The sequence below is a fragment of the Nocardia sp. NPDC050406 genome (assembly GCF_044459025.1).
In the GTDB taxonomy this organism is placed as follows: Bacteria; Actinomycetota; Actinomycetes; order Mycobacteriales; family Mycobacteriaceae; genus Nocardia.
In genome coordinates, this window is sequence record NZ_JBITIM010000001.1 from 702,583 (window position 1) to 720,723 (window position 18,141).

At 68.1% G+C, this 18,141-nt stretch carries 18 protein-coding genes; 14 read left to right on the forward strand and 4 right to left on the reverse strand.

Annotation, left to right across the window (positions count from 1 at the left end; all coding sequences use genetic code 11):
• Positions 1–2: 2 nt before the first annotated feature.
• Positions 3–374, reverse strand: a complete 372-nt coding sequence (locus tag ACIBH2_RS03235) for a MerR family transcriptional regulator (protein ID WP_397112889.1) — start codon at positions 372–374, stop codon at positions 3–5.
• 83 nt (positions 375–457) lie between these two features.
• On the opposite strand from ACIBH2_RS03235, the gene ACIBH2_RS03240 reads away from it, so the two are divergent.
• From ACIBH2_RS03240 to ACIBH2_RS03250, 3 genes are all read left to right on the forward strand, one after another.
• Positions 458–1,651 (forward strand): MFS transporter, encoded by a 1,194-nt coding sequence (locus tag ACIBH2_RS03240; RefSeq protein ID WP_397112892.1) that lies wholly within the window; start codon positions 458–460, stop codon positions 1,649–1,651.
• A 103-nt stretch (positions 1,652–1,754) separates the two neighbouring features.
• On the forward strand, positions 1,755–3,215 hold the full coding sequence (locus ACIBH2_RS03245; protein WP_397112895.1) for an SDR family NAD(P)-dependent oxidoreductase: 1,461 nt from the start codon (positions 1,755–1,757) through the stop codon (positions 3,213–3,215).
• Positions 3,216–3,267: 52 nt separating this feature from the next.
• Positions 3,268–3,939, forward strand: coding sequence for a DNA alkylation repair protein (locus ACIBH2_RS03250; RefSeq protein WP_397112898.1), 672 nt, complete (start codon positions 3,268–3,270; stop codon positions 3,937–3,939).
• Between the two features lie 367 nt (positions 3,940–4,306).
• On the opposite strand, the gene ACIBH2_RS03255 is transcribed toward ACIBH2_RS03250, so the two are convergent.
• Complete coding sequence (locus ACIBH2_RS03255) at positions 4,307–5,068, reverse strand: thioesterase II family protein (protein WP_397112900.1); 762 nt, start codon at positions 5,066–5,068, stop codon at positions 4,307–4,309.
• A gap of 99 nt (positions 5,069–5,167) precedes the next feature.
• On the opposite strand from ACIBH2_RS03255, the gene ACIBH2_RS03260 reads away from it, so the two are divergent.
• Together ACIBH2_RS03260 and ACIBH2_RS03265 are read left to right on the forward strand one after the other, a co-directional pair.
• Complete coding sequence (locus tag ACIBH2_RS03260) at positions 5,168–6,466, forward strand: CoA transferase (RefSeq protein WP_397116792.1); 1,299 nt, start codon at positions 5,168–5,170, stop codon at positions 6,464–6,466.
• A gap of 505 nt (positions 6,467–6,971) precedes the next feature.
• Entirely contained in the window at positions 6,972–8,498 is a 1,527-nt protein-coding gene (locus ACIBH2_RS03265) for an MFS transporter (protein WP_397116794.1), read from the forward strand.
• A 15-nt stretch (positions 8,499–8,513) separates the two neighbouring features.
• Here the strand turns inward: ACIBH2_RS03265 and ACIBH2_RS03270 are convergent, their stop codons facing one another.
• Positions 8,514–9,086 carry a TetR/AcrR family transcriptional regulator gene (locus ACIBH2_RS03270; protein WP_397112902.1) on the reverse strand — a complete coding sequence of 191 codons (573 nt, stop codon included), beginning with the start codon at positions 9,084–9,086 and terminating at the stop codon, positions 8,514–8,516.
• Positions 9,087–9,189: 103 nt separating this feature from the next.
• On the opposite strand from ACIBH2_RS03270, the gene ACIBH2_RS03275 reads away from it, so the two are divergent.
• The 8 genes from ACIBH2_RS03275 (at position 9,190) to ACIBH2_RS03310 (ending at position 15,712) form a co-directional block, all read left to right on the forward strand.
• Positions 9,190–10,401: an FAD-dependent oxidoreductase gene (locus ACIBH2_RS03275; protein ID WP_397112904.1), complete on the forward strand. Its 1,212-nt coding sequence runs from the start codon at positions 9,190–9,192 to the stop codon at positions 10,399–10,401.
• Between the two features lie 18 nt (positions 10,402–10,419).
• Positions 10,420–11,475, forward strand: a complete 1,056-nt coding sequence (locus tag ACIBH2_RS03280; RefSeq protein WP_397112906.1) for a nucleoside hydrolase — start codon at positions 10,420–10,422, stop codon at positions 11,473–11,475.
• Positions 11,472–12,356: an amidohydrolase family protein gene (locus ACIBH2_RS03285; protein ID WP_397112908.1), complete on the forward strand. Its 885-nt coding sequence runs from the start codon at positions 11,472–11,474 to the stop codon at positions 12,354–12,356. The genes ACIBH2_RS03280 and ACIBH2_RS03285 overlap by 4 nt, the downstream gene beginning before the upstream one ends.
• Before the next feature lie 82 nt (positions 12,357–12,438).
• A complete protein-coding gene (locus ACIBH2_RS03290; protein ID WP_397116796.1) occupies positions 12,439–13,440 on the forward strand; it encodes an alpha/beta hydrolase in 1,002 nt (333 codons plus the stop codon).
• Positions 13,441–13,460: 20 nt separating this feature from the next.
• Positions 13,461–14,309, forward strand: coding sequence for an EamA family transporter (locus ACIBH2_RS03295; RefSeq protein ID WP_397112910.1), 849 nt, complete (start codon positions 13,461–13,463; stop codon positions 14,307–14,309).
• 38 nt (positions 14,310–14,347) lie between these two features.
• Positions 14,348–14,512, forward strand: a complete 165-nt coding sequence (locus ACIBH2_RS03300; protein ID WP_397112912.1) for a CopG family transcriptional regulator — start codon at positions 14,348–14,350, stop codon at positions 14,510–14,512.
• Between the two features lies 1 nt (position 14,513).
• The gene (locus ACIBH2_RS03305) at positions 14,514–14,855 is read left to right on the forward strand and encodes a VOC family protein (RefSeq protein ID WP_397112915.1); all 342 of its coding nucleotides are present in this window, start codon (positions 14,514–14,516) and stop codon (positions 14,853–14,855) included.
• 5 nt (positions 14,856–14,860) lie between these two features.
• On the forward strand, positions 14,861–15,712 hold the full coding sequence (locus ACIBH2_RS03310) for a class I SAM-dependent methyltransferase (RefSeq protein ID WP_397112917.1): 852 nt from the start codon (positions 14,861–14,863) through the stop codon (positions 15,710–15,712).
• Here ACIBH2_RS03310 and ACIBH2_RS03315 read toward each other — a convergent pair.
• Positions 15,709–16,788: an AAA family ATPase gene (locus ACIBH2_RS03315; protein WP_397112919.1), complete on the reverse strand. Its 1,080-nt coding sequence runs from the start codon at positions 16,786–16,788 to the stop codon at positions 15,709–15,711. The genes ACIBH2_RS03310 and ACIBH2_RS03315 overlap by 4 nt on opposite strands.
• 161 nt (positions 16,789–16,949) lie before the next feature.
• Between ACIBH2_RS03315 and ACIBH2_RS03320 the strand changes: the two genes are divergently transcribed.
• A complete protein-coding gene (locus ACIBH2_RS03320; protein ID WP_397112921.1) occupies positions 16,950–18,119 on the forward strand; it encodes an MFS transporter in 1,170 nt (389 codons plus the stop codon).
• The last annotated feature ends 22 nt before the right edge of the window (positions 18,120–18,141 follow it).

Genomic DNA, 18,141 nt, shown 5'->3' on the forward strand with positions numbered 1-18,141 from the left:
CATCACGCCGGACGCACCCTCGGCTCCGCCTGCTCGATATAGCGGTCGATCGCCTCCCGATGCGCCGACAACGCGCGAATCCGCTCGTCGAGACTCTCCCGCTCCCGCCGCAGACTCGCCAACATCTCCGGCGCGACAATGCGCATATGAATAGAATCCGGCTGATTCAAACACGGCAGAATGTCGCGAATGATCCGCGTCGGAATCCCCGCCTCCAACAACCCGCGAATCTTCAACACCCGATCGACCGAATTCTCCGCGTACACACGACGATCCGCCGCATCCCGCATCGGCCGAATCAACTCCTGCTCCTCGTAATACCGCAACAACCGCACCGAAACGCCGGTCCGCCGCGCCAGTTGACCGATCCTCATAACAACATTATCCAGCCACACACCCGCGAAAGCCGTTCGCGGATTTGACCTCTCACCAATGTGAGGTTCCCAGACTCGTCGACATGGCAACCCACACCACGCTCGGCGATACCACCACCGCCGCCCTACCCGTCGGCGCACTCACCGCACTGGCCACCGTCGTCTTCATCGGATGCGTCACCGAAACCATGCCCGCCGGAGTCCTCCTCGGCGTCAGCGACGACCTCGCCATCACCGAAGCCCAAGCCGGACACCTCGTCTCGGTCTACGCGATCAGCACCGCACTCACCGCCATACCCCTCACCGCCGCCACCCGACACCTACCCCGCCGCACCCTCCTCCTCGGCCTCATCCTCGGATTCGCCCTCGTCAACACCGTCACCGCACTCTCCCCCTGGTACCCACTCACCCTCGCCGCCCGCATCGCCGCCGGAGCCGTCTCCGGCGTCCTGTGGGCCATGATCGCCGGATATGCCATGCGCCTGGTCGACCCCGACCGCGCCGGACGCGCTCTCGCCATCGCCATGCTCGGCACCCCCCTCGGATTCGCCGTCGGCGTACCCGCCGCCAGCCTCCTCGGCGACCTCCTCGGCTGGCGCTACGCCTTCGGCACCGTCGCCGCGATCACCCTCCTCCTCATCGGGGCCGTGCTCTGGCAAGTCCCGCAGCTTCCCGGCCAATCACCCCAGCCGCGCACCGACACCCCACGCCGCACGATCCGCGGCCTACCCGCCGTTCTCGCAACCACTTTCGTCCTCGTACTCGGCCACAACATCCTCTACACCTACATCGGCCCCACCATCGCCGCCGCCCAACGCCCCGACCTCATCGCCGCCGCACTCCTCGTCTTCGGCGCGGCCTCCGTCCTCGGCATCGCGATCGTCGCCGCCCTCGTCGACCGCTGGCTACGCACCCTCATGCTCACCGCCACCCTCCTCATCGCCGCGGCCGCCACCACCATCGCCACCACCGCCGACCAACCCTGGCTCCTGTTCACCGCCATCGCCATCTGGGGAGCCGCCTTCGGCGGAACACCCACCATGCTCCCCGCGGCCGCCGCCACCATCGCCGGACCACACGGCGACATCGCCCAATCCATGACCATCACCGTCTGGAACATCGCCATCGCGGGCGGCGCGATCACCGGCGGCGCCCTCCTCGACGCCACCCACGACACCCGCACCCTCCCCCTCACCACCGCCCTACTCGCCCTCACCGCCTGCGCCATCATCCGCACCGCACGACGCCACGGCTTCCCCCACCGCACAACCGCCTAGCACCACGGCGGTCGCCCACCAGCGACCGCCGCACACCCCCGACACCACCGATGCGACAATGGAGCGTCACCCGCCCCCGCACGAAGGAACACCGCGCCCTCCGATGGCCGAGCACACCACCACGGACACCCCCTCCGACACCACGGCCATCGACCCCGACGAACTGGCCATCTGCCTGCGCGTCCTCGACCAAGCGGGACAACTCGACAAAGACCACCCCGACGCCGTCACCGTCCAACGAGCCGTCGGCCACCTGTTCAAGAAATTCAAACAGCGCCGACGCATCGCCTCCCGGCAAGCCGTCGCCACCGCCGACCGCGAAGTCCTCGCCGCCACCGCCACCGCCTCACCCAACCGCATCGACGACGAGACCGCGGGCATCCTGATCAGCTCCAACACCCCCGGAGCCTCCGCGGGCACCCTCCTCAAAGCGCGCCCCTGCTACATCTGCAAACAGCGCTACACCCGCGTCGACGCCTTCTACCACCAGCTCTGCCCCGACTGCGCCGCCAAGAGCCACGCCAAACGCGACGCCAGCACCGACCTCACCGGCAGACGCGCACTCCTCACCGGCGGCCGCGCCAAAATCGGCATGTACATCGCGCTACGCCTGCTGCGCGACGGCGCGCACACCACCATCACCACCCGCTTCCCCAACGACGCCATCCGCCGCTTCACCGCCCAACCCGACAGCGCCGACTGGCTGCACCGACTCCGCATCGTCGGCATCGACCTGCGCGACCCCGCCCAAGTCGTCGCCCTCGCCGATGATGTCGCCGCCCAAGGCCCGCTCGACATCATCATCAACAACGCCGCCCAAACCGTCCGCCGCTCCGCGGGCGCCTACAGCGCCCTCGTCGAAGCCGAGAACGGCCCCCTGCCCGCCGGAGAACTCCCCGAGAAGATCACCTTCGGCAAAACCATGCAGGCCCACCCCACCGCGCTCACCGCCTCCCTCACCCCCGACCTCACCGCCGCCGACATCACCGAACTCGCCCTGGTCGCGGGATCGGCCACCCCCGAACGCATTTCGCGCGGTGTCGCCATCGACGCGGGCGGCCTGGTCCCCGACCTCGCCCACACGAACAGCTGGGTGCAATCCGTCGGCGAGGTCGACGCCACCGAACTCCTCGAAGTGCAACTCTGCAACTCCACCGCGCCGTTCATCCTCATCTCGCGCCTGCGCGCCGCCATGGCCGCCGCACCCGCCCGCCGCAAATACGTCGTGAACGTCTCCGCCATGGAAGGCGTCTTCCACCGCGGCTACAAAGGCCCCGGGCACCCGCACACCAATATGGCCAAAGCCGCGCTGAACATGCTCACCCGCACCAGCGCCCGCGAAATGTTCGAAACCGACCGCATTCTCATGACCGCCGTCGACACCGGCTGGATCACGGACGAACGCCCGCACTACACCAAGATCCGCCTCGCCGAGGAAGGCTTCCACGCACCCCTCGACCTCGTCGACGGCGCGGCCCGCGTCTACGACCCGATCATCCAGGGCGAAGCCGGAAACGACCTGTTCGGCGTCTTCCTCAAGGACTACGAACCGTCCAACTGGTAGCCCGGTCGTAGGCTGAGTCCCGCAGCCCACATCCGACGAGCAGGAGGCCGAGGTGGCCGAGACCAAAGTGTCCGACGTACTGGCCGAACTGGCCGACCTCGAGGATCCGAAGGTCCGCGCGGTCAACGAGAAACACGGCGACGACCACGGCGTGAACCTCACCAAACTCCGGTCCGTCGCCAAGCGGCTTAAAACCAACCAGAACCTCGCCCGCGAACTGTGGGCCACCGACGACACGGCCGCACGTCTGCTGGCACTGCTCATCTGCCGTCCAAAGGCGTTCGACCGCAACGAGTTGGACGCCATGCTCCGCGAAGCGCGCACCCCCAAAGTCCACGACTGGCTGCTGAGCTACGTCGTCAAGAAGAACCCCCACGCCGAAGAACTGCGCCTGGCCTGGTTCGCCGACCCCGACCCGGTCGTCGCCAGCGCCGGGTGGACACTCACCGCCGAACGTGTCGCGAAACAACCCGAGGGCCTCGACCTCCCCGGCCTGCTCGACATCATCGAAGCGCGGATGAAGGATGCCCCCGACCGCCTGCAATGGGCCATGAACACCTGCCTCGCCCAGATCGGCATCGAACACCCCGACTTCCGCGCCCGCGCCCTCGATATCGGCGAACGCCTGAAGGTCCTCGAGGACTACCCGACCTCCCCGGGCTGCACATCGCCGTACGCGCCCATCTGGATCACCGAAATGGTCCGCCGCCAACAGAGCAAATAGCCACTTCCCGTACCGGTCTAGGCCCCAACTAGGTTGGGGCCCTTCTTGTCTGGGCGTCTTTTGGGGTCGTGCTGTGTGTCGGGAGTGGTTGGACGTTGAGAATGGACTACATGCGTAGATGCGCATAGTGCCGTATAGATATTAAAGCTCAACGAAGAGGGATTGTTTTCGCAGTTCATGCGGCCAATACGTAAGGGCCTGGATTAGTTGCCGATCTCTCGGGCCGCACTGGGGCGGCCGTTCCCGCGCGCCACTTCCTGCGCTGACGTTGGACGCCAGGTCTGCGATTACATATCTAGATGCGCATATCAGCATGCTGGTATGCGCTCACTCCCCTATGCGGAGAGAGGTCATGGTGTCGGTGGGTTCAGTCGGCCAGGCGGCGGGTGACGAAATCGACTACCGGGCGGGTGTTTTCGGGCAGATCCAGGTAGAAGTGGCGGCCGGGGAAGGTCGCCGTGTCGAAATCGGCGGTGGTGTAGTCGCCCCACTCCTTGGCCTGCGTAACCGTGGTGGTGGGGTCTTCGGTGCTCACCAGCGCGGAGATCGGACTGCGGAGTTTGTCGCCGGGCTCGTAGCGGTAGGTCTCGACGGCCTGGTAGTCGGCGCGGACCGCGGGCAGGACGAGTTCGGCGAGGCTCGGTTCGTCGCGCAGCATCTGGACCGAGGCCGGGTCATTGGCCAGGCGTTCCAGGTCGCCGATGAGGGCGTCGTCGGAACCCTGGTGCAGGCGGCCGGGTTCGGCGTACGAGGGAACCGGTCGGCCCGAGACGAAGAGATGGGCCAGCTCGCGGCCCGCGGCTTCCAGCTGCCGGGCGGTCTCGTAGGCGACCGTCGCGCCCATGCTGTGCCCGAACAGCGCCAAGCGGATGCCGGTGGGCCAGCGCAGCAGATCGGCGGCGGCCTGCTGGGCGAGGGTGGTCAGCGTGGTGATGACCGGATCGCCGAGGCGGTCCTGGCGGCCCGGATACTGCACGGCGAATACCGCGATACCGGAACCGAATTCCCGCGACAGCGCCCGATAGGCCGTCACCGCTCCCCCACCGGGCGGAAAGCAGACCAGCACGGTCCGCGGGGCCGGGTCGGGGCGCAGCTGACGCAGCCACGTGGTTCCGGTGAGATTCGCCACCAACGAGATTCTCCTTCGCGCAGTACTGTCGGACGGGTGGATACGTGTGCAGCGCTGGTCCGCGACTACGAGGCCGGGATAGCCGTCACCGCATCGAGTATGCCCGCACCACCGGACCCCGAGACCAATCTGGCTGCCACGCTGCCGGTCTGGAGCCTCGCGGGCGGGGCCGTCGCGGCCTTCGCGGCGGCGGTTGACCGGCGCAGACGAGCCACCGGCTTCGCGGAGATCGCGGAGCGCCTCGAGCCCGGACGAGTGGCCGCGGCGTTCTCGAGCGAGAAGCTGCTGCGCATCGACGGCGCGGGCGTGCGCCAGTTCGCGGAGCTGTCCGGATTCTTCCCCGCGGCCGACGGGTGGGTGCGCACGCACGCCAACTATCCGCATCACCGCACGCGACTGCTGGCGGCGCTGGCGCTGCCCGAGGACAGCGGTCGAGACGTCGTCGCCGCGCGCATCGCCGAACTGCCCGCCGCCGATATCGAGGACCGGGCCGACGAATTCGGGGCCATCGCGGTGCGGGTGCGGACCGAACAGGAGTGGGCCGACAGCCCGCAGGGCAAGGCTGCCGCGGACGGCCCGCTCGTCGCGATGGACCTGCGTGCGGATCGCGGCGAGTTCGAAACCGTCAGTGCCGCAACGCAGATGCTGCCGTTGCGCGGAGTGCGGGTACTCGATCTCACCCGGGTGATCGCCGGTCCGGTGGCGACGCGCTCGCTGGCGTTGCTGGGAGCCGATGTGCTGCGCGTCGATCCGCCGGGACTGCCGGAGATTCCTTGGCAGTACGTCGATATCTGCCAGGGCAAGCGGTCCACGCTGTTGGACCTGCGCACCGATCGCGCCGTCTTCGACGAATTGCTCGGTACGGCCGACGTTCTCGTCACCGGCTACCGACCCGGCGCGCTCGAAGCGGCCGGACTGGATGCGGCGGCGCGGCGGCCGGGCATCGTGCACGCGCGGGTGAGCGCCTGGGGCGAGACGGGCCCGTGGGGTACGCGGCGCGGCTTCGACAGCATTGTGCAGGCGGCCGCCGGAATCTCGCTCATCGAAGGGGCGCAAGGGAATTCATCAGGGCAGCCGCCGGTGGGCGCGCTGCCCGCGCAGGCCCTCGACCATGCCAGCGGGTACCTGCTCGCCGCCGGGGTCGTCGACGCGCTCAATGCCCGCGACGCCGACGGCGTGGGCCGCGATGTGCGAGTGGCGTTGGCGCGCACGGCATCCTGGTTGCTCGCCGCACCCGGACGCTCCCCCGCCCACGAACCGGCGCGGTCGCCGGACGAGCGGTACGCGGTCGCGCACGACGCCGTGGTGACGGCGGTGCCCGCACTCACCGAGTACCCGGACTACCCGTGGCCCGCACCGCCGTACGGCGGCAACGAACCAGCCTGGCGAACCGAATAGGATATTCCGCGCATCCCGGCGATAACTCGCCGGATACCCCGATCTAGTTGCGCTGGTTGGTTTTTCGCGTTCCGAATCTCCCTCTCGCCGGAAGCGCGACGGCGGCGTAGTGTCGATTTCTCGGACGGCCCCGCGCCACGAAGCCCTCCGCGAATTCACGACACGGCACCGCCGTATGCGAGTCCAGGACTGCGAGCACCCATGCCCACCGCGCCGCACGACCACGAGGCCCGAGCCACAACGGGTCCCGGGGCGGTATGGAACGGGACTGGACGCCCGCTCATGGCAGCGCGGAAAACCCTTCGCGAGCGTCGGAAATCACCCTCCCCACAAGGTCGATCAAGATCGTGAAAGTGCACCTGTTCATGCATCCCGACATTCTCGAAAATCCATCGCCCACCAGGCATTTGTGTCGTTAATAGATGGGATCCTGAAACCGACATCGTCAGTACCGACTCATGTCGGCACTCGTCTGGAGGAAGTCATCGTGGACACGTCTGGGCCTCTGCTCACTGCCGCGCAAACCGACGCTGACAGGGTGGGAAAGCGGGAATGGGCCGGATTGGCGGTGCTGGCCCTGGCCTGCCTGGTGTACTCCATGGACCTCACCGTGCTGCACCTGGCCGTCCCACAGATCAGCGCCGAATTGCGGCCCACCGGTTCGCAATTGCTCTGGATCATCGATGTCTACGGCTTCCTGGTGGCCGGGCTGCTGCTCACCATGGGCACCATCGGAGACCGAATAGGGCGGCGACGGCTGCTCATGGTGGGCGCGGCCGCCTTCGCGGCGGTGTCGATCATCGCGGCCTTCGCGCCCTCGGCCCCGGTGCTCATCGGCTGCCGCGCACTGCTCGGTGTCGCCGGTGCCACGCTCGCGCCGTCCACACTGTCGTTGATCTTCACCATGTTTCGCGATACCGAGCAGCGCCGCATCGCCATCGGGGTCTGGGTGGGTTCCTATTCGGTCGGCGGCGCGATCGGCCCGCTGGCCGGTGGGCTCATGCTCGAACACTTCTGGTGGGGTGCGGTTTTCCTGCTCGCCGTCCCCGTCATGGTGATGCTCATCGTCCTCGCGCCGAGGGTGCTGCCGGAATTCCGGGATCCGGACGCGGGACGGCTGGATCCACTCAGCGCGCTCATGTGCACGGGCGCGGTGCTGCTGGTGGTGTTCGGCATGAAGAAGGCGGCCCAGGACGGGATAGGCGGCGCCGCCGTGCCCGCGCTGCTGGCCGGGCTGCTGGTCGGCGTCGTATTCGTTCGGCGACAACTGAACTCGGCCGAGCCCATGCTGAATCTGCGGTTGTTCCGCTTCGGCAGTTTTCGGACGGCGTTGGCGATCAATATGCTCGCCATCTTCGTCGCCTTCGGGTACTTCCTGTTCGTGGCGCAGTATTTCCAACTGGTACTGGGGATGTCACCGCTGCGGGCCGGACTGGCGACCATTCCGGCCGGACTGGGTTTCATGATCGGTTCGCAGCTGGGACCGCGCATCGGGCGGGTGGTGCGACCGGCGTACATGATCGGCGGCGGGATGGCGATGGCCGCCACCGGGTTGCTGCTGCTGACCCAGATCACCGTGACGGGCGGGGTGCCGCTGACCATTGTCGCGTCGCTGCTCGTATCCTTCGGGCTGGCACCGGTTTTCGGTATCACCACCGAACTGATCGTCGGCTCCGCGCCGCCGGAACAGGCCGGAGCCGCCTCCGGGCTCTCGGAGACCGGGGCCGAGTTCGGTGGGGCACTGGGTATTTCGATACTCGGCAGTATCAGCATCGCCATCTACCGGAGTCAGCTGGCCAACACCCTGCCGTACGGACTGCGCGACGGCGAGGTCGCCACCGCCCGCGACACACTGGGGGCGGCGATCGATGTCGCCGACGGCCTACCCGATCGACTAGGGACGGCGGTCGCCGATGCCGCCAAGCACGCGTTCCTCACCGGCATGCATGTCACCGCCGCCATCGCGGCGGGCGCGGCACTGGTCTTGGCGCTGCTCGCCGTGAGCCGACTGCGCGATGTGCCGCCGAGTTGATCCGCCGAGCCGGATTCACTTGCGGGTCATGGCCTCGACCGCGAGTTCGAATTCGCCGCCGTCGATCATGTCGCCGCTCGGCGCGACCAACCACAGCAGGGCCATGCCCTGCATCGTCGCGAAGTACAGCTTCGCGACCGCCTCGGCCTCGTCCCGGGTCAGCTCGGGATGCACCTCGCGCAAGGTCGTCGCGATATCGCCGTGCGCCTGTTCGGTCGCTTCGGCCATGAACTGCTGCGACTCCTCCGACCGCGCGATGCGCACCGCGTTCTCCATACTCAACAGCAGCTGTTCGCGATGGCCCGCGATGGCATCGAGCAAGCCGTTCCACGTGTAGGTGAGCGACTCCCGCAGGGTGCGCCCCTCCCCCGCTTCCCGGAGTACGGCCTCGAACGCGTCACCGATGCCGCTACCCGTGGCCTCGGTGAGCGCCTCGGTAATGAGACGGTCCTTCGAACCGAAGTGGTAGCCAATCGCCGCGAGGCTCACGCCCGCGGCGGTGGCGATATCTCGGGCGGTCACCTTGGCCAGTCCACGGTCCAGGATGGCCTTGCGCGCGCCCGCCATCAGGTCTTCTCGGTTTCCCATAACCCCACCCTATCAGCGTCTTAGACATTTGTTCTAGACATACGTGCCAGTCATGTGTTAGACATTTGTCTAAGACATTCGTACTTCTCCAAGGAGTCACCCGATGAACACCACCACCTCGAACCTGCGCATCCTGATCGTCGGCGGCGGCATCGCCGGAAACGCCGTGGCGCTGCAACTGCTCCGCGCTGGCGTGCGCACCACGGTGGTCGAACGCTCCCCCGAACCGCGCCCAGGCGGGCAGGCCGTCGATCTGCGCGGCCCGAGTCGGGAGGTCGCCGAACGGATGGGCCTGATGGCGGGCGTGCGCAAATACCAGCTGCACGAGGAGGGCATGGCGCTGGTCGACCGCAAGGGCGCGCCGGTCTATCGGATGCCCGCCGAGATGTTCGACGGCAAGGGCCCGGTGGCCGATATCGAGATCACCCGCGGTGATCTGAACCAGGTGCTGCTGACCGAAATCGCGGCGACGCCAGGCGATCTCGACTACCGCTACGGCGAATGGGTGCGGGCCATCGAACAGGACGACACCGGCGTCGCCGTCACCTTCGCCTCCGGTCCCACCGAGCGCTTCGATCTGGTGATCGGCGCGGACGGCGTGCACTCGGCCACCCGCACACTGGTATTCGGTCCGGAGGAGCGGTTCGCCACCTATCTGGGCGGGTACATGTCCTTCTTCACCATGCCGACCCCGGCCGGGATCGAGCCGAACTGGATGACCATGCACGCGATTCCGAGGGCGTCGGTGGGGATTCGCCCGGATGCCGATCCGAGCACCTGCAAGGCCATCATCACCCTGCGCACCGAGGCGAATCCGGCGCTGCGCCGGGATGTGGCGGCCCAGCAGCAGCTGATCCGCGACATGCTCGCCGAGGCGGGCTGGATCGCCCCGACGGTGCTGGCCGCCATGCCCGAGGCGACCGATTTCTACTTCGACGAGCTCGATCGCGTGGATATGCCGAGCCTGTCCGCCGGACGGGTGACGCTGCTGGGCGACTCCGCCTTCTGCGGCTCGCCGATGACCGGCATGGGCACCGCCATGGCCATTGTCGGGGCCTACATTCTGGCCGGTGAGATCGCGGCTACCCCAGGCGATCTGGAAGGTGCGCTGGCACGGTACGAGACCGCGATCACGCCGTTCCTGGACCAGGCCAAGGAGCTGCCCGGCGGTGGTCTGTCGATGATGCTGCCCACCAGCCAGTTCGGGCTCAAGGCCGCGCACACCGTCGGCAAGCTCATGACCACCCGGCTGTTCCGACCGATCATGATGAAGATGGTGAGCAAGACCGACGACTACGAGCTGCCCGTCTACTGACCCGGCTAGGCTCGAACCGTGCGGCAGAAGATCATCATGGACGTCGATACCGGCATCGACGACTCGCTGGCCCTGCTCTACCTGCTCGCCTCCCCCGAGGCCGAGATCATCGGCATCGCCGCCACCGCGGGCAATGTGGGGGCGGCGCGGGTGGCCGCGAACAATCTGGCGTGGCTGGATGTGTGCCGGGCCGGGGATATCGAGGTCGCCTTGGGCGCGGCGGAACCGCTCGCGATTCCGCTGCGCACCACCGAGGACACGCACGGCCCGCAGGGCGTGGGGTACGCCGAACTGCCCTTGTCGGAGCGGTCGGTTTCCTCGCGGTCGGCGGCGGAGATGTGGGTCGAGTTGGTGCGGGCCGATCCGGGGACGGTGACCGGGCTCTGCACCGGCCCCTTGACCAATCTCGCACTCGCCCTGCGCCTCGAACCGCGCCTGCCGGAATTGCTGGGGCGGCTGGTGATCATGGGCGGGGCCTTCAACCACCCCGGCAACACCACGCCCACCAACGAGTGGAACGTGCACGTGGACCCGGAGGCCGCCAAGGAGGTGTTCGACGCCTTCTCCGCGGCCCCGGCGGATCGGCGGCCGATCGTCTGCGCGCTGGATATCACCGAGACCATCGAGATGCGGCCGAAACACCTGGTGCTGTTGGCCGAACGGGCGGGCAGTACGCCGGTGGAGATGGTGACCGAGACCGATCCCCCGCAGATGCGGTCGGCCGCGAGCAATCCGATCATTCGGCACTGCACCGATGCGGTGCGGTTCTACTTCGATTTCCATCGCCTGTACGACCAGGGGTATCTGGCGCATATGCACGATCCGTTCGCCGCGGCGGTGGCCTTGGATCCGCGCTTGGCGATAACCCGGCCCGCTACGGTCGATGTGGAACTGGTCGGTAGCATCACGCGGGCGACCACGGTGGCCGACTGGACCGGCATGTGGGGGCGGGAACCCAACGCCGACATCGTGATCGGCACCGACCCCGAGCAGTTCTTCGACCGCCTCATCACCCGGGTCGGCGATTACGCGCGTGCGGTGTATCCGCCGCGGGACGGACAGGAGAATCCGTGACCGACGCGGCGGACCACGAGTACGTCACCGGCCTGCGCGCTCGACTGGGGCTGCCCGGGATCATCGATGTCCACACGCATTTCATGCCCGAGCAGGTGCTGCGGAAGGTGTGGGCGTACTTCGATTCGGCCGGTCCGCTGACCGGGCGGGAGTGGCCCATCGAGTACCGCGACGAGGAGGATGTGCGTCTGAAGACGCTGCGCGGGTTCGGGGTTCGCGCCTTCACCTCGCTGGTGTATCCGCACAAGCCGGATATGGCCGCCTGGCTCAACGAATGGTCGGCCGACTTCGCTTCGCGCACACCGGATTGCCTGCACACCGCGACCTTCTACCCCGAGCACGGGGCGGCCAGCTATGTGGAGGCGGCCATCGACGCGGGCGCGCGGATCTTCAAATCCCATGTGCAGGTGGGACATTTCCATCCGGGTGACCCGCTGCTCAACGAGGTTTGGGGTCTGCTCCACGACACCGGGGTGCCGGTGCTCATTCATTGCGGGTCCGGGCCCGCCGCGGGCGAATTCACCGGCCCCGGACCGATGATCGAGTTGCTGCGGCGTTTCCCGCGACTACGCCTGATCATCGCGCACATGGGTGCGCCGGAGTACACCGAATTCCTGGATATCGCCGAACGATACGACGGGGTGTACCTCGACACCACCATGAACTTCACCGACTTCTTCGAAGACCACGACCCGTTCCCCGCCGCCGAGCGCGGGCGACTGCGCGACTTCGCCGACCGCATCCTCTTCGGCAGCGATTTCCCGAACATCCCCTACCCCTATGGCCACGCGCTGTTCGCGTTGGAACGCCTCGACCTCGGTGACGACTGGCTGCGCGGCGTCTGCCACGACAACGCCGCCCGGCTGTTCAGCATCTCCTGATCGGAAGCGCACGACAGTGATACATCGATACGCCGGAAGACGACTCGCGGCGGTATTGGCGGTCGGCGGGGTGCTCGCCGGTCTGGCGGGAGTCGGCGCGGCGCCCGCCGCGGCGGAGGATCCGATCATCGACACGCAGCGGCTGTTGGCCGACCCGGTCGCGCCGGACGGTTCGCGGATCGCGAAGGTGAGCTTCACCGACGACCGTACGCTGCGGCTGTTCGTCTATTCGGCGGCGATGGAGCAGTACTTCCCCGTCGATGTGCGGCGTCCGGCCGACGCCTCGGTCCCGCGCCCGACGCTGTATCTGCTCAATGGCGCGGATGGCGGTGAGGGCTCGGCGAATTGGCAGACCAAGACCGATATCGTCGACAATTTCCTCGCCGACAAGAATGTGAACGTCGTACAGCCGATCGGCGGGGCGTTCACCTACTACACCGACTGGATCAACGAGGACCCCCAGCGCGGAAAGATCAAGTGGCGCACCTTCTTCACCGAGGAGTTGCCGCCGCTCATCGACGCCGCCCTGGGCACCAACGGCGTCAATGCCATCGCCGGGCTCTCCACCTCCGGAACCACCGTCCTCAACCTGCCCATTCACAAGCCGGGACTGTACAAAGCCGTCGCGGCCTACTCCGGCTGCGCGCAGACCTCCGATCCGGTCGGTCGCGAATTCGTCAGCCTCGCCGTGGATCTGTGGGGCAAGGGCGATGCCGAGGACATGTACGGCCCCGTCGGCGCGCCCGCCTGGGCGGAGAACGATCCGGTGCTGCACGCGGAGGGTCTGCGCGACCTGGACATGTACCTGTCCACCGGTTCCGGACTGCCCGGCGTCCACGATGTCCTCGACGGCGAGTACTCCGCCGGACGCGGCCCGCAGGCGCTGGCCAACCAACTCGTCATCGGCGGGATCATCGAGGCCGCGACCAATTTCTGCACCCACAATCTGAAGACCAAGCTCGACTCGCTCGGCATCCCGGCGACCTACAACTTCCGCGATACCGGTACCCACTCCTGGGGCTACTGGCACGACGATTTCATCCACTCCTGGCCGGTGCTCGCACGCGGGTTGGGGCTGTCGTGATGGTGCGAGGCTGATTCGAGATGGGCATGCTCCTGGCGCTGGTCTCCGCCCTGAGCTATGGCCTCTCCGATTTCCTCGGCGGAATCGCCTCCAGGAGAGTCGGTTTCGCGCGCGTCGCGCTGCTCGGCCAGCTCGGTGGATTGCTCTGCACCCTCGTGGCCGCGCCGCTCGTCTCCAGCGGCACACCACATGTGGCCGACCTCGCCTGGGGCGCGCTGTCCGGTGCGGGCACCGGCGTGGCCATGACGTTCCTGTTCCGCGGTATCGCCCGCGGCGCGATGTCGGTGGTCGTGCCGGTCAGCGCGGTCGGCGGCGTCGCGCTGCCGGTGCTCGTCGGCGCGGCCGTCCTCGGCGAGCGCCCGGCGGTATTGGTGTGGGGCGGAATCGCTCTCGTCCTTCCGGCGCTGTGGCTCGTGGCCGACGGGAGCAAGGGCTCCGGACCTGGAATCGGCGACCGGCGCGCCGTGGCCGACGGGCTCATCGCCAGTGTGGGTATCGCGGTGCAGTATCTGGCGCTGGCCGAGGCCACGCCCGCCTCCGGTATCTGGCCGGTCACCGCGGGGCGCGTCGCCGCGGTGGTCCTGGTCGCCGTCATCGCCGCGCGATTCGTGGTCGGTGCGGGTCAGGCCAGGCAGGTACGCGTCGATCTCATGGCCGGGTTCTCCGGCGTACTCGCGGCGCTGGCGCTCGTGGCCTACCTGATCGCCACGCGCACGGAATTCCTGGCGGTGGCGGTCGTCCTGTCGTCGCTGTATCCGATCGTGCCGGTGGCGCTGGGTGTGTGGCTGCTGAAGGAACGCCTTCGACTGGGCCAGATCTTCGGGTTGGTCGCGGCGCTCGCGGCCACCGTCATGATCGCGATCGCCTGAACCGGTCGGCTAGCTTGCTAGCATGCTAGCATCGAGTGGTGGGCGACGAGGATGTGAAGCAGTTCAACGTCTATCTGCCGGTGGGCTTGATCAAGCAGGTCAAGCTGCAGGCGATCGAGTCGGGGATGTCGTTGTCGGCCTTGGTGGCCGATGCGCTGCGGGCTTACCTCGCCGACCAGCAGGCAGCTTCGGGAAAGGACTGATATGACGACGCAGGGTATCGAGGCCGTGTTCTTGGAGACCCGCAACTGGGGGAAGACGGCGAGGTTCTTGCGAGACCTGGGATTCGAGGCGGAGTTCGAGACCGACCACAATTCGGGGCTTTTCCGGAATGGGCAGGGGCCGTACGTGTTCGTCGCGGAGATTCCGGCCGATCAGGAGACGCGGACGCGTCTGGTGTTGAAAGTCGCCGACACCCAGGCGCGGCCGGGTGTCGATGCCGAGATCGTCACCGAGTACGAGCAGACCCATTACGGGACGCGCGAGATGACCGTGCGCGACCCGGACGGTCGGCTGTGGACCTTGCAGGCACCGGGCGAGGAGTGAGCGCCATGTCGGACACCTCGATCGCGCCCGAGAACACCGCCGAGCGGGTGGCGCTGTGGCGGGCACTGCATATGCTGGTCGATTCGGCCCCACCGGTTTTCAGCGATGACGTGGGGTTACGGCTGGTGGCACCCGAGGAGGGGTGGCGCGACCGCCCCGATATGGATGCGCGGACCACCGCGCCGATGCGCGCGGGCATCGTGGGGCGGGCGCGGTTCATCGAGGATGTGCTCGCCGCGGAGATCGAGCGCGGGGTGCGGCAGTACGTGCTGCTCGGCGCGGGCCTCGATACGCTCGCGCAGCGCCGCCCCGAATTGGCCGAGCGCGTCACGGTGTTCGAGATCGACCAGCCCGGTCCGCAGGAGTGGAAGCGGCGACGGCTCGTCGAACTCGGCTACGGCGTCGCGGCCGGATTGCGCCTCGTACCGGTCGATTTCGAGCTGGACTCGTGGTGGGGTCGGCTGACGGCGGCGGGCTTCGATCCGGACCGCCCGGCGGTCGTGGCCTCCACCGGGGTATCCATGTACCTCACCGCCGAGACGAATCTCGCGACGCTGCGCCAGCTTTCGAAGCTGGCCGCCGGATCGACGGTGGCCATGACCTTCATGCTGCCGTCCGAACTCGTGGGCAGCGAGGAACAGCGCCTGCGACAGTTCGCCGAGCAGGGCGCCCGTGCGTCGGGGACGCCGTTCATCAGCTTCTACAGCCCCGACGAGATGCTCGCGCTGGCGCGGCAGGCGGGATTCGGCACCGTAGAACATATTTCGTCCACCGCCATGACCGACCGCTACTTCGCCAACCGCGCCGATGGGCTACGTCCGGCGGAGTCGGAGCAGATGCTGCTCGCGAAAACCTAGCTCCACCAGTTCGGCGGCCAGGACCGCGCTGGCTTGCCGTCGGTGTCGATGACCAGGGCGGCGGGCTCGCGGTAGCGGCGGTACTTTTCCGCTTCCGCGGCGGCGCGGTCCGCCGTGCGCGCTTGCCGAGCGAGCGAGGCACCGACCAAGGAGTCGCCCGCCAGGCGCGGCCCCGCACCGTCGGCGCGCAGCGCGATCCGTGTGCGCAACTCGCTCGGGGAAGCCTCCAGGCGAACGGTGGTGACGAGGTCGCCGGAGAGTGCCCGGAGGTAGCGATGCGGCGTCTCGCGGGCGACGACGACGAACGCTTGCGCACCCGCGAGTTGGTAGGCGCGGCGGAGGCGGGTGAGATTGTCCGCCTTGATATTCGGCGCGATATCCGGATGCGCGAACCCGAGCTGATCCACATCGATGTACGCGGCGGGGATGTCACGGCTCCACAGTGCGCGCACCACCTCCCAGCCCACGGTCGACTTGCCGACGGCGGTCGGACCCGTGAGCAGCAGTACGGGGGCACGCGTCGCTGCTCGCACCACGTGGCCACGGCGACGTGGATTGTCGCGCGGTTGCCGACAGAGGTACTCGGCCGCCACCCGCTCGACGACCGCGTCCACCGAGGCAGTGGTGGTGTCCACGGGCGTACCGAGCCCGCCGCGATCGAACGCGTCCGCGACCGCCATCAGCTCGTCGAGGCGGTCCGCGGTGGAGCCGCGTCCGAGGTAGCGGCGGCGCAACTCGGCACGGGCGCAATGGAGTCGAATCAGCCTGAGATCGACGAACGGTGAGCCGGTCAACGCGGAGTCGGGGCCGCGGGCGGGATCGACCACCCCGGAGACTACGACCTGTTCCGCACCGTAGCGGCCGAAGGTGTCGGCCACCTCGAGCAGGTTGTTCGCCTGCACCGCGTGGCGTTCCGGGTCACCCGGCGGCGCGGGGGCGAGCAACCCCAACTGATCGATGTCGACGTAGGCGACCGGCAGGTGTCGCGCCCGGGCTCGCTGGTACAGCGCCCAACCGATGGTCGATTTTCCGACTCCGGGCGCACCGGTCAGCCACAGCACCGATATCGGCCGCACACCAAGCCCTTCCGTATCGCGTCTGGCGGATCACGCACATCCTTCACGTATCGATACCGGCACTCAACCGAATTTCCAACGGCTAGGCTCGTTTTATCGATATCGAAACCTCTTCGCGGAGCGGCACTCTCACACGTGCCGGGCTGCGGCGGGTACTGGCGGTGTTGTGCCTGACCGAGACCACCAGCTGGGGGATTCTGTTCTTCGCGTTTCCGGTGCTGGCGGTATCGATTTCGCGGGATACGGGGTGGTCGCTGCCGGTGATCACGGCGGCTTTCTCGGCGGGACAGCTCGTCTCGGGCGTCGTCGGGATACCGGTGGGCCGCACACTCGACCGGATCGGGCCGCGTGTCGTCATGACCGCGGGATCGGTACTCGGGGTCGTCGCGCTGCCGGTGGTGGCGTTGGCTCCGAATCTCGCGGTGTTCTGCGCGGGGTGGGTGCTCGCGGGGGCCGCCATGGGCGCGGTGCTGTATCCACCCGCGTTCGCGGCGCTGACACGGTGGTGGGGCGAGGAGCGGTTGAAGGCGCTGATGATCGTCACCCTCGCCTCCGGGCTCGCCAGTACCGTGTTCGCCCCGCTGACCGCGGCACTGAACGAGCACGGTGACTGGCGCACAACCTATCTGGTGCTCGCGGTCGTGCTGGCCGTGGTGACGGTTCCGGCCCATTGGTTCGGTCTGCGCGGGCGATGGCCGCATCCGCCCGCGCCGATCCACGAGGCCCTCGCCGACTACGCGCGCATCGCCCACAGCCGCGCCTTCCTGCTGCTCGTGGTCACACTGTGTCTGGGGACGTTCACCACCGGGGCGGGCGTGTTCAATCTCGTTCCGCTGCTGGAGGAACGCGGCTTCTCCCCCACCCTCGCGGCGCTCGCGCTGGCTCTGGGCGGCGCGGGACAGGTATTGGGCCGGGTCGGTTATCTGCCGGTGGCCACGCGCAGTTCGGTGCGGTCGCGCACCGTCGTGGTCCTCGTCGTGACGGCCGCCGCGTCGGCGCTGCTCGGGGTCGTCGACGGCGTGATCGCGCTCATCGCGGCCGCCGTCGGCGCCGGGCTGGTACGCGGCGTCTACACCCTCGTCCTGGCCACCGCCATCACCGAGCGGTGGGGTGCGACCCACTACGGCCGCCTCAACGGTCTGCTCTCGGCCCCGGTGGTGATCGTCATGGCGCTCGCGCCCTGGGCGGGCACCGCGCTGTCGGTGTGGACCGGCAGCTACGCCCGCGCCTACCTGGTCCTCGCGGCCGCCGCACTGCTGGCCGTCCTCACCGGGCTCGCCGCCGGACGACCCGAGGCGATCCTGTCCGAGGCCACGATTCGGCAACGGTGACGCGGGCGCGCCCGACACGCCC

What these genes read in the sequence shown, in the direction of transcription:
- ACIBH2_RS03235 (WP_397112889.1), bottom strand. Translation starts at nt 374, where the DNA reads ATGAGGATCGGTCAACTGGCGCGGCGGACCGGCGTTTCGGTGCGGTTG.
- ACIBH2_RS03240 (WP_397112892.1), top strand. Translation starts at nt 458, where the DNA reads ATGGCAACCCACACCACGCTCGGCGATACCACCACCGCCGCCCTACCC.
- ACIBH2_RS03270 (WP_397112902.1), bottom strand. Translation starts at nt 9,086, where the DNA reads ATGGGAAACCGAGAAGACCTGATGGCGGGCGCGCGCAAGGCCATCCTG.
- ACIBH2_RS03275 (WP_397112904.1), top strand. Translation starts at nt 9,190, where the DNA reads ATGAACACCACCACCTCGAACCTGCGCATCCTGATCGTCGGCGGCGGC.
- ACIBH2_RS03295 (WP_397112910.1), top strand. Translation starts at nt 13,461, where the DNA reads ATGGGCATGCTCCTGGCGCTGGTCTCCGCCCTGAGCTATGGCCTCTCC.
- ACIBH2_RS03260 (WP_397116792.1), top strand. Translation starts at nt 5,168, where the DNA reads ATGCCCGCACCACCGGACCCCGAGACCAATCTGGCTGCCACGCTGCCG.
- ACIBH2_RS03305 (WP_397112915.1), top strand. Translation starts at nt 14,514, where the DNA reads ATGACGACGCAGGGTATCGAGGCCGTGTTCTTGGAGACCCGCAACTGG.
- ACIBH2_RS03245 (WP_397112895.1), top strand. Translation starts at nt 1,755, where the DNA reads ATGGCCGAGCACACCACCACGGACACCCCCTCCGACACCACGGCCATC.
- ACIBH2_RS03310 (WP_397112917.1), top strand. Translation starts at nt 14,861, where the DNA reads ATGTCGGACACCTCGATCGCGCCCGAGAACACCGCCGAGCGGGTGGCG.